The sequence below is a fragment of the Algoriphagus ornithinivorans genome (genome assembly GCF_900115305.1).
GTDB classification, from domain to species: Bacteria; Bacteroidota; Bacteroidia; order Cytophagales; family Cyclobacteriaceae; genus Algoriphagus; species Algoriphagus ornithinivorans.
This window is the reverse complement of the sequence record NZ_FOVW01000005.1, coordinates 62,046-77,248: the sequence shown is the minus strand read 5'-3', so window position 1 is coordinate 77,248 and position 15,203 is coordinate 62,046. Positions and strand designations below refer to the sequence as shown.

The window sequence follows — 15,203 nt, the reverse complement described above, 5'->3', positions numbered from 1 at the left end:
GAGATTCCCCAAAAAATAAATTGTAATCATATAAAACCGAGCATGATCAAAACCTCAAAAATTAGAGTGATAAGTACATCATGTGAAGGTTCCATTTGATCAAAAAAGACAATTATTAAGAGATGAAACTAAGGGCTGAACATTTGGTGAAAATCTACAAGGGAAGAAGAGTCGTGAATGACATTTCCGTAGAAGTAGAACAGGGAGAAATTGTTGGGCTTTTAGGTCCAAACGGAGCTGGAAAGACGACCTCTTTTTACATGATTGTTGGTTTGATTCAGCCTAATGAGGGAAAGATATTTTTAGAAAATGACAATATCACCAGCCTTCCCATGTATAAGCGAGCCCAATTGGGGATTGGTTATCTGGCTCAGGAGGCTTCAGTTTTCAGAAAACTATCTGTAGAGGAAAATATCATGGCGGTTTTGGAAATGACCAAAATGCCCAAGCAGCAGCAAAAGGAAAAAGTTGAAAGCCTATTGGAGGAATTTAGCTTGACGCATGTCAGAAAAAACCTGGGAATGGTCCTCTCAGGAGGTGAGCGAAGAAGAACTGAAATAGCCAGAGCTCTGGCAGTGGATCCGAAGTTTGTTTTGTTGGATGAGCCCTTCGCCGGAGTGGATCCTATTGCAGTTGAAGAAATTCAAACCATAGTAGCTAAGCTGAAAACCAAAAATATTGGTATTTTGATCACAGATCACAATGTTAATGAAACGCTATCTATCACGGATCGAGCATATTTGATGTTTGAAGGAAGGCTTTTGAAAGCCGGAACAGCTGAGGAATTGGCTGCCGATGAGCAGGTTAGAAAGGTATATTTGGGAAGTCAATTTGAATTAAAACGGAAAATTTTTAACCAATAATGGAAGTACTGAATAGCTTCATGACCTGGATTTTCAAAAATCGATTAGGTCAAATTGAAAATTTTAAAGAAAATCCACTTGAAGTTCAGCACGAGATTTTTTTAGATCTGATAGAAGCAGGTAAGCGAACCAAATTCGGGAAAGAGTTTAATTTTTCAAGCATCCGTACTTACCAGGATTTTGCGAAAAATGTACCTGTACTCGATTACGATGGGATCAAACCCTATATCGATAAAATCATGAAGGGAGAGCAGTTTGTGCTCTGGAATTCAGAAATAGAATGGTTTTCCAAATCCTCCGGCACAACCTCCAGCAGAAGCAAATATATCCCTGTTTCGGAAGAGAGCTTAGAGGAATGTCATTATAAGGGGGGAAAAGACATGGTTTCTATCTATGTCAACAATTTTCCTGACTCCAAACTCTTTTCAGGTAAAAGTTTATCTATTGGAGGAACGCTCGAGAAAAACCCACTGAATCCTAATGGAACCGCTAAAGCTGGAGATATTTCGGCTGTCATAATGCAAAACCTTCCTATTTGGGCTCAGTTTGTCAGGACTCCATCCCTTGAAACAGCACTCATGAGCGAGTGGGAGGAAAAAATCGAGAAAATGGCAAGAGAAACCATGGATGAAAATGTGGTTTCTATTGCTGGAGTTCCCACTTGGACTATTGTTCTTCTGAAGCGGATTATGGAGCTAAAGAAGGCTAAAAATATTTTAGAAGTTTGGCCAAACTTAGAAGTCTTTTTCCACGGAGCGGTGGCATTTGGCCCATATCGATCTCTTTTTAAAGAATTGATTCCTTCTGAGAAAATGAGGTACATGGAAACCTATAATGCTTCAGAAGGATTCTTTGGATTACAGGATCAGCCTGATTCAGACGAGCTATTGTTGCTTTTGGATTATGGGATTTTCTATGAGTTTATTCCCATGGAAGAATGGAATAGCGAAAATCCAACCTTAATTCCATTAGGAGATGTGGAGGTTGGGAAAAACTACGCAGTGGTCATCACAACCAATGGTGGCTTATGGAGATATAAAATCGGTGATACCATACGATTTACCTCTACCTATCCTTATAGATTCAAAATCTCTGGCCGAACCAAGCATTTTATCAATGCTTTTGGGGAAGAAGTGATTGTTGAAAATGCAGAAAATGCCATAGCCTTCGCAGCAGAAAAAACCCAGGCAACAATATTAAATTTCACCGCAGCACCAGTTTATTTTGAAAGTAGTGGGTCTAAAGGTGCACATGAGTGGATCATTGAATTTAAAACGCCGCCCAAAGACGGGGAGGAGTTTAAAAAGCTTTTAGATCAACATTTGAGAGAGATTAATTCTGATTATGATGCCAAAAGGTATAAAGATTTGGCATTAACCCAGCCATTGATCCATTTTGCCCAAGAAGGCCTTTTTGAAAGCTGGCTTGGAAAAAAAGGAAAACTGGGAGGCCAAAACAAAGTCCCTAGATTAGCAAATAATCGAGAATATCTAGAGGAGCTCCTTCCCTTGTTGAAGGAGCAAGAGTAAAGGTTAAGGAATCAGCTTTTCCAAAAAAGCTCTGATATCCCTTGCCAGGGCATCAAAGTCTTCTTGACGATTATACATCATGTGTCCGGCCTCGTAATACTTCATTTCAATTCTCTCCTGGGGGAAATCATGTCTAGCAAAAGTATATTCTGCATCAAAGAATGGAGTAATTAAATCATAATATCCATTTGCGACCATCACCTTGAGAGCAGTATTTCTGTGCATAACCTCGCTCAGTGATCTGGCAGTACTTACATAACTCGGCTCCCAGTAAGCTCCGTCAGGTACTGGCCTCCATCTCCATGATGAGCCTATTGCACTATTTGAACTCAGATAAGGCTGATCTAGCTTCACTTGCAAATCGTCTAATAGATACTGGTTGAAAACTGCAGAATAGGCTGCTTCGGTCATGTAATCGCTGGGATCGCCTAACACTGGTCCTTCCGCAACTTGATCAGTCTCCACTGCCGCAAATCTTCCGTCTAAGGTTCCGATGGCTTTTCCCTCCTGTCTCAGTAATTCTTTTTTGAATCGGTGCATCAAGATTTGATTATCCGATCGAAGGATATAATCTTTTTCCAGACCAGTGAAATAGGATAGCTTCTCTGCTATTTCCTCCTTTTCCGATGCAGATTGAAGCTCACCTTTAAATAAGGAGGGTAAATACTGCTCATAAGCAAAAGTTCTGGCTTCCTGTGCAAACTCTTCTATAGATTTTCCTTCCCCTGCTTTTCCATGATATCGAGCAGTAAGCGCCATGGAAGGCAGGTATGTAAAATTTGAAATCAAGTTATCTTGCCAAGAGGAGGAGCCTTGATAATCTAAGGCCTGAGAAATCAGAATAATGCCATTAAGGGCTACATGTTGACCGCCTTCTTCCAGCACCTCCGCTACTTTAGCAGCTCGGGTTGTCCCAAAGCTTTCACCAGCCAGGAACTTGGGGGCTTGCCATCTTTTATGATCTTTAAGCCACAGTCTGATAAATTGGGATATTGATTCGGCGTCTTCTACTAAGCCCCAATATTCTTCATTTTTTCCCTTTCCAATCACCTTACTGAATCCTGTACCTATAGGATCTATAAATACCAAGTCTGTGATATCAAGCAACGCTTGTTTATTGTCGACAAATTCAAAAGGAGCAGCTCCATCATCTTGTTTTGCCTCTGAGTCCACCTTGACTACTTTGGGGCCAAAAAATCCAATATGTAACCAAATAGAGGCAGACCCAGGGCCGCCATTGAAAATAAAGGTGACAGGTCTTTTTTTATGATCCGAGTTCTCTTTTAAATAAGAGGTGCTCCACATCGATGCGGTGATCTCCCCTTTTTTGTTGGTTAAAAATGTTTCTTTAACCAAGGCTTTGTAAGAAATCTGCCTCCCGTTAAAAGTACCGCTGTGAATTGTTTCAAAAGCCTGAGGGCTTCGATTCACAGAAAGACTGTCTTGGGCAAACCCAGTAATTAAAGTGCTTTGAAGCAAAAGAATAATTAGGAGGTGTTTTTTGATCATAGCTGGTTTATTAATGAAGTTTTGAGCCATTAGGAACAGGTCTTTCCACCGAAGTTAAGACAATCGCATTATCTGAATTTGAAAAGCCGGTGATCAAGACTTCTGACATGAAGTCTGCAATTTGGCGAGGTTTGAAATTTACTACACAAACTACTTGTCTTCCCATCAAATCTTCATGAGAATACAGGTGAGTTACCTGAGCAGATGACTTTTTTATTCCAATATCTTCTCCAAAGTCAATCCAAATTTTATAAGAAGGATTGCGGGCTTTTTCGAAATTTTCGACTTGGATAATTGTCCCAACACGAAAATCAATTTTTTCGAAATCTTTATAATCAATCGTTTGCATAAAAAAATTTTTACTATTTTTAGAAACCTTTTGCAAACCTAAGAGTTAAACACTGGTAATCCAATTCTACAAATGTTCAATTATTCATCATTTCCTTTCAAAAAAATCGGATTCTTCACGGGGGCTGTTTTGGGAATGTGCCTGATGGCAGAAGAATCTTTCGCTCAGAGCGATCGTGATAAAATTGAACCAGAATCAGCTAAAATCTTAGAAAAACCACTTTTCGATGAACAAAATGTTCAAGAAGTGATAATTCCAAAAGTGCTTAGTCCATCTAAGTCCAATTCCAATCCTCTTCCAATTCCTTCAACTCCAATCAGAAGAGAAGTTGTCTTGAATCCAGAGGGTAAAAAAGTTGAGCCACTACCTTCAACATTATCGTTCAATATTTTTCTTTATGTAGTGGACAAATTCAAAGCAGATTAATTTGTGTTTTCTTAATAGCAAAGAAAGAGGCTTTTTGGCCTCTTTTTTTATGCTTCTTGGATAAAGTTTTCTAGATCTTTTAAGGTGATTTTTCCTTCATAGTAAGCTCTTCCAAATACTGCGGACTTTACTCCGATATCTCTCATTCTTTTAAAATCATCGATTCCTCTGATCCCACCGCTAGCAGCTAGGTGGATGGTAGGGAATCTTTCGATTATTTTTTGATAGAGTTCCAAATTTGGACCTTCCATCACTCCATCTCTGGATACGTCAGAGCATTTGAGATACTTCAAACCTCGATCGTAGAAAAACTCAATATGATCAAATAAATCAATACTGGTTTTTTTCAACCAACCCCGAATTTTGATTTTATTATCAGCAGGATTGGTATCCGCTGCAAGGTTGATTTTTTCTCTTCCATAGGAAAGAATAAATTGTGCGAAGCGTTCCGGATAATTGGCTGCCGCTGAAGAAATAGTAACTGATTTTGCTCCAAATTCGAAGGATTTGATCACATCTCCATCAGTGGTAATTCCTCCTGTAAAATCAACTTTCAGGTCTGTGTAGCCTGTGATTGCTTCCAGAATGTGATAGTTTTTGGGCTCGCCTCTTCTGGCTCCATCCAAGTCTACCAGGTGAAGTCTCTTTAGGCCAATAGACTCAAACTCCTGGGCAATAGCCAGAGGATTATTAGAAATTACCTCTTCAGTAGCGAAATCGCCTCTTTCAAGTCGTACGCATTTGCCATTGATAAGCCATATTGAAGGAATAATTTCAAACATATTAATTCTATTTACTGGGATTAGTTGGATAAGATAAAAATTTTCAATCAAAGATAATACAGAGTCTGTCTTTACTCATAAATATCCTTTAATTCTTTACTAATATTTAATAGGATACGTGCATTTTCTCCAAATAGGTTAATAAATTCACCTATTTGTTTTCAAAATGTCAATTTTCCTACTTTTCCTTGTGCCCCAGATGCCCAAAGTGTGCCTTCTGACTGACTCATTTTCACAGCATGAAAGCCCTCATTTTCTGAGCTAATTTTCTCCCAATTTAAACCTCCATCTTTGGAAAAATCAGTGCCATTAGGCCCTACAGCTACTACCCACTGAAATCTCGGAAAAAAAGTAATTCCCGATCTATATCCAAAAACACTAGTTTCCGAATTGATCCATTTTTTATCTCCTGGTAGAAAAATCCCTAAGTTGCCTTCACTTTGATTTTCATGAAGATAATCACCACCTGTGACAATAATTTCCCCTTTACCTGTTGAGGTCAAGGCAAAAATACCTTGAGAAGATTCACCTTGTTGTAGTGGGCTTTTAAATTTTTCCCATGAATTTCCGCGATCTTTTGAGACGTAAAGGTTGGCTTCTTTTCCGCCACTGCCCAAGTAGAGGTGATCGCCTTCGGCGATAAAAGAAGATGCACTGGCGGCAAAGCCTGCCTCTCCCTCAGCCGCTTGGGGTAGGGAATCTATCAATCTCCAGCTTTCCCCTTGATCTACGGTTTCCAAAATTGTCCATCGCCCGTCTTCTGGATCTCCGAAGACATAGCCCCGATCCTCTGTTGCAAATGATATTCCGTCTAAAAAGGCCTTCTCAGAGGCTTGATGCTTCAACACCCAAGTTTTTCCTCCATCCAGGGTTTTATAAATGACAGCAGGCTGACCCGCTGATACTGCTACTGCTTTTTCTGCATCGAAACCATAGATGGATCTAAAATCAACGGTATCTAATCCGGCTATGGTACCTGAATCCCAGGTTTTGCCACCATCTAATGTGCGCATCCAAGTTCCCCGGCTTCCACTAACCCATACAATATCGCCTGTAACGGGTGAAAGACCTCTCAATGAGCTCTCCTTGGGCGTGGAATAGATCTCCCAGCCTTGAGGTTTTTCTGGTACTACTTCGTGACTTACTTTTTGACAGGAAAAAAGCGCTAGCCCTAAGGCAAGCGCCAACAATTTTTTTTGAATCATTTTTATTTATTGAACATCTACTTTTCGATAGGCATCTATCAATGCCAACTCTCCTTCCTTTCCTGGAATGGCATTGCCGTGCTCCATTCCTAGAATTCCGTCGAATCCTTTTTCATGAATGAATTTAAAAACATTACCATAATGTATTTCGCCTGTTCCTGGTTCCTTTCTGCCTGGATTATCTCCGATTTGAATATAGGCAATCTCATCCCAGGTGTTTTGCATGGTGGCAATAAGGTTTCCCTCGTTTCGCTGCATGTGGTAGATATCATAAAGTATCTTACAAGCAGGACTGCCCACCGCTTTACATATCATATAAGTTTGATCTGCATTTCTTAAGAAAAGCTCTGGCGTGTCACTTAAGGGCTCCAAAACCATAGTCAAACCATGGGGTTCGAATATTTCCGCTCCTCGCTTTAAAGCTTCTATTACATTGGCTGTTTGGATTCCGATTGGCATTCGTCTTTCATAAAAGCCTGGCACAACAGTCATCCACTTGGCATTGACTCTTTTTGCAACCTCAACGGATTTTTTGCAAGTATTCAGAAAGTTGTCCAGAAACTCTTGCTTACCAGTCGTCAGGGATGTTTTCCAATTATCTCCACCATCCACAACAAATACTCCCATTCTCATATTTAATTGCTCCATGGTCTTGGCAATTAGGTTCTGATCATCAATGGATCGACCTAGCATCCCGTTGTCTTCCAAGGAGCGAAATCCCTGATCCGCCATAAACTTCAGTTCATCGGCTAAACCTCCAGGGGCTGAATTCTTAAACATCCCAAAATGCGGGGCAAAATCCATTTTGAAAGGCTCTTCTTCAAGTCTCTTGGAGTAAGCTGGAAAGGTTAATGCCCCCGAAACACTCATGACTGTTCCTCCTAAACCCAGCTTTTTTATAAATCCTCGTCTTTTCATCTGTTTATAATTTGTTTTTTAGAGGTCATCCCGATAACTATCGGGAGGAATGCCCAGGATAATCATCCCCCTGTGTGAGATTTTTCCTTATGGGCATTTCATGTGTAGATCAATTTTTTATGTCAAGTATGAAAATGTTTCCCCAATCAAGGGTTTTTATTACCTGATAATTTTTTTGAATTAAATCACCTGGGTTTTTCCTGGAATAGCATGAGGATAGTAGCCATCTTCATTTGGCAATACTTTAGGCGATGCATCCCAAGCTAATTTTTCAGGGAAAAGGTCCACTTTGCCATTTAAGGCTTCTTCCCAAGTCAATACTTTTCCTGAATATGTAGCGTACCTACCCATAATAGAGGTCATGGTACTTTTGGCAGCATTCTCGGCATCGGCAAATTTGTATTCACCTTTGAAAAGTGCATCCCAAAGTTCATTATGTTCTTGCTGATAGGGATTGACATTGTTTTCCCTATTATGAGAATAGATAGCATTTCCTTTCCAATCGGATAGGTTACCATGATTTCCAGCGCTTAAATAGGCTTTTCCTTTAGTTCCCTGAAAAGATTCATCTACTCTGTTCGCGGCGCCGGGGAAATGCCTGCATTCACTGTGAATTACCGAACCATCAGCATAAGTAAAAGTGACTACATGATGATCGAAAATTTCCCCATGCTCTTTTCCTGTTCTGACAAGCCTGCCTCCTGTACCTTCAGCCTTCACGGGATACCCTTGTTTTACCCAATTTGCCACGTCGATATTATGGACGTGCTGTTCAGTAATGTGGTCCCCGCAGAGCCAGTTGAAATAATACCAGTTCCTCATTTGATATTCCATTTCAGTCTGTCCTGGCTGCCGCTCTCTTACCCAGACTCCTCCATCATTCCAGTAAACCTGACCTCCGGTAATATCCCCTATCGCACCGTCGTGAATTCGTTGAATGGTTTCTCTATAATTACTTTGATAGTGTCTTTGAAGTCCAACTACCACATTTAATTTCTTAGCCTTTGCTATTTCAGCCGCAGCCAAAACTCTTCTGATTCCCGCAGCATCTGTTGCTACCGGCTTTTCCATGAAAATCTGCTTTCCTTGATTTACTGCTTCTTCAAAGTGCGATGGCCTAAAACCTGGAGGTGTTGCTAAAATCACTACATCTGCTTCAGCAATGGCTTGTTTATATGCATCGAAGCCCACAAACTTCCTTTCCTCCGGGACATCTACTTTTTCTGCTCCATATTTATCCAAAATTGGTTTCAAGCTTCCATCTAGCCTATCCCGAAAGGCATCAGCCATAGCAACCAGTTTGATTGGATGGCCGGTTTCAAATGCCTGAAATACAGCCCCGGTGCCTCTACCGCCGCAGCCAATCAGGGCTAGCTTGAGGTGATTGTCAGGCGCAGCATAGGCTTTGGGCAAAACGAAGGGGGATGTTAATATTCCTCCTGTAATGATTGCCGAAGTTTTCATAAAATTCCGGCGTGAATGTTCAGGTTTCATAAGCAGGTTATTTTTAGGTTTAATAATCATCTATTGGAGCCTTGGTATAATAGGCTTTGATTTCTTCTGGACTTGGAGGATTGAGAGGTCTGACAAGTCTCATTCCCAGGAATGGTGCTTCAGGGAACCACCATTGACTTTTTGGTATTTGCGGATCCAATTGCTTCCACTTTGGTTCACTTTGGAATCGTCTGGCGCTACTGATTTCTTCCGCCTTGTGCTTATAGCTTCCGCCCCTGACTACTCTGGGATAGAGTTTTATCGAGGGGTTTTGTGGATTCTTTTCCGGCGACCTCTCATAAAAGTCTGCTTCATATTGGTCGGAGGTCCATTCCATGACATTTCCATAGATATCAAAAAGCCCCCAAGGGTTTGCTTTTTTTGAGCCAACTTTTTGAGTGCTTTCATTGGAATTTTCTCCTATCCAGGCGTATTCGGAGAGCTTATCAGCATCCTCTCCAAAAAAATAGGTTGACTCAGTTCCTGCTTTTGCAGCGTATTCCCACTCTGCTTCTGTCGGGAGCCGGTAAAAAATGCCTGTTTTCAAATATAGCCAATGACAATATTGAATGGCTCCGTATTGAGTCATTCCAATCGCCGGCTTTCCTTCTTTTCCCATTCCGAATGTCATATCCAGATAAGGAAGGCTTGGACGGCTAAGGCCGTCTACAACTTGCCCAATTGGACCCTCTGAAATGGCTGTTTCATAATTTTTATCTAAAAAAAGCTCAAAAGCATCCCAGGTGACCTCATGTGTGCCCATCCAAAAAGGTTCTATCTCGACCCGATGAGCGGGAGTTTCATCCGAATATTTTTTATTAGCCGAACCCATCAAAAAGCTTCCCCCCGGAATCGGAACCATGGTAAACTTTACCTGAGTTCCGGGAATGACTTGAGTATAAGCTTCAAACAGTACACGATTTTTCAGGATCCATGCTGTAAAAAGGGCCACAATAAAAAGCAAAAGAATTCGATATCGGAAAAGCATAAATTTTGACTGAATCATGAATGAGTCAATCAAATTAGGGGAAAGTCCCCAAATAAAAAATAAAATTTCTTGGATTGATTACATCCTTTTAACAACCTCCTTTTTGGGGATTTTAATGGACCACATTCCTCTCAGGTCACCGATCTGATGACCTTTTGCCTGATCTTGTGGATAAAGCTCATTTAGCTTCTTTAATGTTTCATCGTTTATGTCCTTACCGGGTTCGCCATGGCAATTGAGACAAAGTCCTCCTGGTATGATGATAGATTTACTGTAGAGATAGACCTCCCCATTTTCAATTTTTTGAATATTGGGAGATGGTTCAATTTTATTCTCCATACCATACTCATAGGTTTCTAAAATCCTTTTTTCCATCTCATCCGGTTGATCTTTGGGGTTACGGTACTGATTGGATACTCGCTTTATTTTAACATCGTATTTATCCGCCACCTCTTGTAAAATTGGGAGGGCATTTACATTGCAAAACTCGATAGCACCTGCCACCCCTTTTTCAGAGATTGCGTTTTGGAGATTTGAAATAAGTTGGTTTTGAGCCTCTTGGCTAATTGAGTCTCCCCAAATCATGGCTGCTTCAATAATTTCAGCTTCATTCAGCTTTTTCACCTCCATGGCTTGGTTTACTTCTTCAAAAACTTCTTTAGAAACTCTTTCACCTGATCCACATGCTACCAGTACTGGGAAAAGAGAGAATATGACTTGCTTTTTCATCTTATGCGAATTTGTATTATTAAAAATACCCAACCTTGATCAAACACAGGCCAGTAAAATTGGTTTTTTTTGGTTTGGATTTAAGGCTTTCTACTAAACTGCTTTGACATGAGCGTAAATGACTTATTTTTGTTTTAGTACATTTTCAGCTTCATGAAAAAAATCTCTTTCTTACTCCTTACTTTTTTCTTTTCGTACCACTGTGCACAGGCCCAGACCTGGACTAGATTGCAAAGTTGGGGTTTGGACTTGGAAGCTATTTTTTGGGTGAATGATAGCGTAGCCTATGCTGGAGGGGAAAGGTTATTGATCAAAACAAGCAATGCAGGCCAAACTTGGGAAGAATTACCCTATCAATTCGATGGCAGAGTTGTAGATCTGGTTTTTAAAAATTCAAATTTGGGTATTGCAATAGGTAATTCCGGCTTGATTTTAAAAACTGTAGATGGAGGTAATTCTTGGTCCAAAATAAACATTGGGCAATCCTCAGATTTCCATGATATCAGCTATAATGGGGAGAACAATTGGATTATATCAGGCTCATCAGGAAAAATATTTGAGTCTACGAATGATGGTTCTTCTTGGCAAGAAAAGCCCTCCGGCCAAACGAAAGATATTTTTGGAGTGGATTTTATTAATAGAGACACTGTTTATGCTGTTGGACAGGAGGGCTTGATACTAAGGAGTTTTAATAAAGGAGGTTCTTGGACAAGCCTAAATTCCGGCGTAACGGAATCTCTGTATGCTGTCAGGTTCTCCTCTCCATTAATTGGATATGCAGCTGGAGACAATGGAAGAATGATCAAAACAATTGATGGGGGTAATACTTGGCAACTATTGAATACCGGTACAACGGTCAAATTGAATGATTTGAAAATTGCTCCAAGGGATGTCAGAATTATTGTTGCTGTCGGTGAAAATGCTACTTCGGTCAGATCTGCGAATTCGGGGTCGAGTTTTGCGCGAGCTAATTTGGGTGTAACCAACACCAGAAATATTTTAGGATTATCATTTATCCCTGGTTCCAATACGGTTTTTGCGTCCGGTCAAGATGGGTACTTGATTTCTTCCGCCAATGCCGGAAGCACATATACCCAAAGGTTGGCAGGATATAGAAATAACTTCACCTCCGTAGATTTCAAAACTGACAGGGTTGGATTTGTGGCTGGTGAAAGAGGAGAGTTTTTGGTTAGCTCTACTTCAGGCAGAACCTTTGTTTCAAGACCGATACCAGAACAATTTACCATCAGTGCAATTGATTTTTGGAATACCGCTTTTGGCTATATATCAGGTCCTGGGGGTAAGATTTATCGAACTAGTAACTCAGGCTCAGCGTGGGGAGAATTTAGTATTAACACTACCCAACGAGTAGATGGCTTTTATCTTTTTGCACCTTCAGTTCTTTATTTGGCAGGGACTAATGGCTTTATTACTAGGTCATTTGATTCTGGTAACAATTGGGAATTATCTGCAATCCAGACAAATACAAATGTGAATTTAAAAGATGTGATGTTCTTTGATTTCATAACTGGTTTTGCAATTGGAGAAGGTGGAAATATCTTTTATTCGGAGGGTGGAAATAGCTGGCAGAAACTTGATAATCTTACTAATAACAACCTTAACGGTTTAGCTAAGTTGAGCGAATTTGAAGCGGTAATCGTCGGAGATGAAGGGCTAATATTAAAAACTGATGATAAATCCAAAACTTGGAGGATTATTGAAAGTGTAACAAAGGAAGATTTACTTTCAGTTGATTTTATTGATAACCGATTTGGTTTTATTTCCGGCAAGAATGGATTGGCGCTAGTAACCAAGGATGGAGGAGAATCCTGGACAAAAATCGAGACAGGAACTAGTAGAAATCTGAATGCCATCAGTGCAGGAACTCCTTTGATAGCTTATGCAGCCGGGGATGATGGGAGTATCCTTACTTACAATTGCGTTCCTCCTACCGGAGCATTGAGTAATATATCGGGTGCTTCGCAGACCTGCCTAGAAAGCCAGACTTATCGAATTACAGACAGCCAAATAGCCGGAACTCAATTGGTATGGAGAGTTGATGGAGGGCAAATCATCAACGGGCAAGGAACCAATACGGTTGAAGTCGAATGGACAGACCCGGGAAGAAAAGCCATCTTCGTAAGTAGAAGCAATTTTTGCGGAGCAGGAGAAACCTCTTTTCTGGAGGTCAATGTATCTCAATTACCTCCAGCTAACCTGAAAATTGATGGAAATGGGACTGTTTGTGAGACGAACGAGGAGTCTTATCAGCTTCCAAATCTGCAAGGTATCAGCTACACTTGGGAAGCCAATGGCGGAGAAATACTCAGCGGGCAGGGTACCTCGACGGTTCTAGTTAAATGGATAAACCCTGGACTTGGAAGTTTGAAAGCTACCCCAGAAAATGCTTGCGGTCAAAGGGAAACAATCACTCTTCCCATTCAAATCAATGCATTACCTACTGCTCCGGACCAAATTTCAGGAGAGAACCTAGTGCCTCCAGGAGAACAAACCTATTCAGTAGCGGTCAATGAGGGTCATAATTATCAATGGTCATTAAGTGCAGGTGGAAGAATCCTTGAGGGTCAAGGAACTGGGACAATTCGAGTTAGATGGGAAAGTGAAGGTAATTTTGAAATTCAGGTAAGAGCACAGAATTCCTGTAATTTTAGCGAGACAATTAAATTGGGCGTTCAGGTAAGTTTGATCACAGCCTTGGAACCAAACAGCGGAGACAGTACTTTAAAAATCTATCCCAATCCAAGTGAAGGGGACGTATTTATAGAATCTGATTTCTTGGATACATGGAACTGGGTGGAAGTTTCCAATCAGCGAGGTCAGGTAGTTTTTTCCACACCTGTTTCCCCGGGTTTAAAAAGTATAAGATTAACAGACTTGCCAAAAGGCTTATTGATTTTTAGACTTTCGAATAAGGATAGATTGATCAGTAAGAAAATCTGGATTCGTTAAATTTATCCAATTCCTAATTAGTTAAAGGAGAAGCGCTTCATTGATTAAGAATTCCAAATAATATTCTGCCAATAAAGAATAATATCTAATTTATTTCAAAAAATTCAGAATATAGGACTGAATGAACTTTTGACACAAAATAAAATAAGGAATTAGGAATTGAAAAAGTAAAAACTTTTATGGTGATTTGGGTAAAATATAAACCCAAATACCCATGCACCCAGAAAGTTTAATGATGTCCTATGGATACAAGCCGGAATGGTCTGAGGGAGCAGTCAAATGCCCAATTTTTCAGACGTCCACCTTCGTATTCAAAAGCGCCCAAGAGGGAAAAGAGTTTTTTGAGCTTGCTTATGGCAAGCGGGAAAGAAACGTAGGCGAGCAACCTGGTTTGATTTACTCTCGCCTTAATAATCCGGATTTACAGATTTTGGAAGAAAGGCTATCTCTTTGGGATCAAGCAGAGGAGTGTTGCGTTTTTGAGAGCGGCATGTCTGCTATATCTACTGTTTTTCTTGAATTCCTGAGGCCGGGAGATGCCCTGCTTTACAGTATGCCTGTTTATGGCGGAACAGATCACTTTATCAACAAAGTTTTACCAGAATATGGGATCAAAGGAATCGGATTTACGGAGAATGAGACAGAAGATGAACTTTTGGCGAAAGCAAAAGGGCATCAAGTCAAAATGGTATATGTAGAATCTCCCGCCAATCCTACCAACTCTCTATTTGACTTGGAGCTCTGCAGCAAAGTAGCAAAGCAATTAGGAGACAAAGAATCCCTCGCCCAGCTTGTAGTGGATAATACTTATATGGGACCATTATGGCAACACCCACTACAGCACGGAGCGGATTTGGTTGTTTATTCCGCTACCAAATATATCGGTGGGCACTCTGATCTGATAGCCGGAGCGGTATTGGGAAATGCCAAGTTGATGAAAAGAGTCAGAACCCTTCGGACATTTTTGGGAAATATGGCCGGACCTTGGACAGGTTGGTTATTGATGAGAAGTTTGGAAACTCTAAAGGTTCGGATGACTCAGCAGGCTGAAAATGCCCGGAATGTTGCAGATTTTTTGAAAGCTCATCCAAAAGTGGAAAAAGTATATTTTCTTGGGCATTTACAAGAAGGAGACCCACAATACGAGATCTTTAAAAAACAGCTTAGCTGTGCTGGTGCGATGGTTTCATTTGATATTAAGGGTGGAGAAAGAGAAGCTTTTGGTTTTCTGGATAATCTCAAGTTATTCAAATTGGCAGTTTCCTTAGGGAGCACGGAGTCATTAGCACAGCATCCGGCTACTATGACTCATTCGGATGTAAGTGATGCAGACCGAAAAATGTTGGGAATATCAGAAAAGTTGGTTCGCCTTTCCATAGGAGTGGAGCATTATGAAGACTTGATCGCCGACGTCAGCCAGGCTCTAGAATAGGTTTAAGAA

The 15,203-nt window shown here is 40.6% G+C and carries 13 protein-coding genes; 5 read left to right on the top strand and 8 right to left on the bottom strand.

The window, feature by feature from the left end; genetic code table 11:
• Positions 1 to 122 precede the first annotated feature (122 nt).
• Both lptB and BM073_RS08550 read left to right on the top strand, forming a co-directional pair.
• A complete protein-coding gene (lptB, locus tag BM073_RS08555) occupies positions 123 to 863 on the top strand; it encodes an LPS export ABC transporter ATP-binding protein (protein ID WP_091653255.1) in 741 nt (246 codons plus the stop codon).
• Complete coding sequence (locus tag BM073_RS08550; RefSeq protein WP_091653252.1) at positions 863 to 2,392, top strand: GH3 auxin-responsive promoter family protein; 1,530 nt, start codon at positions 863 to 865, stop codon at positions 2,390 to 2,392. Before lptB ends, BM073_RS08550 begins: the two co-directional genes overlap by 1 nt.
• 3 nt (positions 2,393 to 2,395) lie before the next feature.
• Here BM073_RS08550 and BM073_RS08545 read toward each other — a convergent pair whose 3' ends face one another.
• Entirely contained in the window at positions 2,396 to 3,901 is a 1,506-nt protein-coding gene (locus BM073_RS08545) for a S10 family peptidase (RefSeq protein WP_091653733.1), read from the bottom strand.
• A 10-nt stretch (positions 3,902 to 3,911) separates the two neighbouring features.
• Complete coding sequence (locus tag BM073_RS08540) at positions 3,912 to 4,250, bottom strand: tRNA-binding protein (RefSeq protein WP_091653249.1); 339 nt, start codon at positions 4,248 to 4,250, stop codon at positions 3,912 to 3,914.
• 72 nt (positions 4,251 to 4,322) lie between these two features.
• Between BM073_RS08540 and BM073_RS08535 the strand changes: the two genes are divergently transcribed.
• Positions 4,323 to 4,676: a hypothetical protein gene (locus BM073_RS08535; RefSeq protein ID WP_091653246.1), complete on the top strand. Its 354-nt coding sequence runs from the start codon at positions 4,323 to 4,325 to the stop codon at positions 4,674 to 4,676.
• A gap of 47 nt (positions 4,677 to 4,723) precedes the next feature.
• Here BM073_RS08535 and BM073_RS08530 read toward each other — a convergent pair whose 3' ends face one another.
• The 6 genes from BM073_RS08530 to BM073_RS08505 form a co-directional block, all read right to left on the bottom strand.
• The gene (locus tag BM073_RS08530) at positions 4,724 to 5,458 is read right to left on the bottom strand and encodes a 1-(5-phosphoribosyl)-5-[(5-phosphoribosylamino)methylideneamino]imidazole-4-carboxamide isomerase (RefSeq protein ID WP_091653244.1); all 735 of its coding nucleotides are present in this window, start codon (positions 5,456 to 5,458) and stop codon (positions 4,724 to 4,726) included.
• A gap of 161 nt (positions 5,459 to 5,619) precedes the next feature.
• On the bottom strand, positions 5,620 to 6,663 hold the full coding sequence (locus tag BM073_RS08525) for a YCF48-related protein (protein WP_175557878.1): 1,044 nt from the start codon (positions 6,661 to 6,663) through the stop codon (positions 5,620 to 5,622).
• Between the two features lie 6 nt (positions 6,664 to 6,669).
• Positions 6,670 to 7,581 carry a hydroxypyruvate isomerase family protein gene (locus BM073_RS08520; RefSeq protein ID WP_091653241.1) on the bottom strand — a complete coding sequence of 304 codons (912 nt, stop codon included), beginning with the start codon at positions 7,579 to 7,581 and terminating at the stop codon, positions 6,670 to 6,672.
• Between the two features lie 180 nt (positions 7,582 to 7,761).
• A complete protein-coding gene (locus tag BM073_RS08515) occupies positions 7,762 to 9,045 on the bottom strand; it encodes a Gfo/Idh/MocA family protein (protein WP_407639971.1) in 1,284 nt (427 codons plus the stop codon).
• 49 nt (positions 9,046 to 9,094) lie between these two features.
• Positions 9,095 to 10,081, bottom strand: coding sequence for a formylglycine-generating enzyme family protein (locus BM073_RS08510; RefSeq protein WP_091653239.1), 987 nt, complete (start codon positions 10,079 to 10,081; stop codon positions 9,095 to 9,097).
• A gap of 60 nt (positions 10,082 to 10,141) precedes the next feature.
• Positions 10,142 to 10,792, bottom strand: coding sequence for a Tll0287-like domain-containing protein (locus BM073_RS08505; RefSeq protein WP_091653236.1), 651 nt, complete (start codon positions 10,790 to 10,792; stop codon positions 10,142 to 10,144).
• Between the two features lie 153 nt (positions 10,793 to 10,945).
• Here BM073_RS08505 and BM073_RS08500 point away from each other — a divergent pair, with 153 nt between their 5' ends.
• Together BM073_RS08500 and BM073_RS08495 are read left to right on the top strand one after the other, a co-directional pair.
• The gene (locus BM073_RS08500; RefSeq protein WP_091653233.1) at positions 10,946 to 13,762 is read left to right on the top strand and encodes a YCF48-related protein; all 2,817 of its coding nucleotides are present in this window, start codon (positions 10,946 to 10,948) and stop codon (positions 13,760 to 13,762) included.
• 214 nt (positions 13,763 to 13,976) lie between these two features.
• Positions 13,977 to 15,194, top strand: coding sequence for a cystathionine gamma-synthase family protein (locus tag BM073_RS08495; RefSeq protein ID WP_091653230.1), 1,218 nt, complete (start codon positions 13,977 to 13,979; stop codon positions 15,192 to 15,194).
• Positions 15,195 to 15,203 lie beyond the last annotated feature (9 nt).

Coding starts and splice junctions, on each gene's coding strand:
- BM073_RS08535 (WP_091653246.1), top strand. CDS start 4,323: ATGTTCAATTATTCATCATTTCCTTTCAAAAAAATCGGATTCTTCACG.
- BM073_RS08530 (WP_091653244.1), bottom strand. CDS start 5,458: ATGTTTGAAATTATTCCTTCAATATGGCTTATCAATGGCAAATGCGTA.
- BM073_RS08495 (WP_091653230.1), top strand. CDS start 13,977: ATGCACCCAGAAAGTTTAATGATGTCCTATGGATACAAGCCGGAATGG.
- BM073_RS08525 (WP_175557878.1), bottom strand. CDS start 6,663: ATGATTCAAAAAAAATTGTTGGCGCTTGCCTTAGGGCTAGCGCTTTTT.
- BM073_RS08505 (WP_091653236.1), bottom strand. CDS start 10,792: ATGAAAAAGCAAGTCATATTCTCTCTTTTCCCAGTACTGGTAGCATGT.
- BM073_RS08520 (WP_091653241.1), bottom strand. CDS start 7,581: ATGAAAAGACGAGGATTTATAAAAAAGCTGGGTTTAGGAGGAACAGTC.
- BM073_RS08540 (WP_091653249.1), bottom strand. CDS start 4,250: ATGCAAACGATTGATTATAAAGATTTCGAAAAAATTGATTTTCGTGTT.
- BM073_RS08515 (WP_407639971.1), bottom strand. CDS start 9,045: ATGAAAACTTCGGCAATCATTACAGGAGGAATATTAACATCCCCCTTC.
- BM073_RS08500 (WP_091653233.1), top strand. CDS start 10,946: ATGAAAAAAATCTCTTTCTTACTCCTTACTTTTTTCTTTTCGTACCAC.
- BM073_RS08545 (WP_091653733.1), bottom strand. CDS start 3,901: ATGATCAAAAAACACCTCCTAATTATTCTTTTGCTTCAAAGCACTTTA.
- lptB (WP_091653255.1), top strand. CDS start 123: ATGAAACTAAGGGCTGAACATTTGGTGAAAATCTACAAGGGAAGAAGA.
- BM073_RS08550 (WP_091653252.1), top strand. CDS start 863: ATGGAAGTACTGAATAGCTTCATGACCTGGATTTTCAAAAATCGATTA.
- BM073_RS08510 (WP_091653239.1), bottom strand. CDS start 10,081: ATGATTCAGTCAAAATTTATGCTTTTCCGATATCGAATTCTTTTGCTT.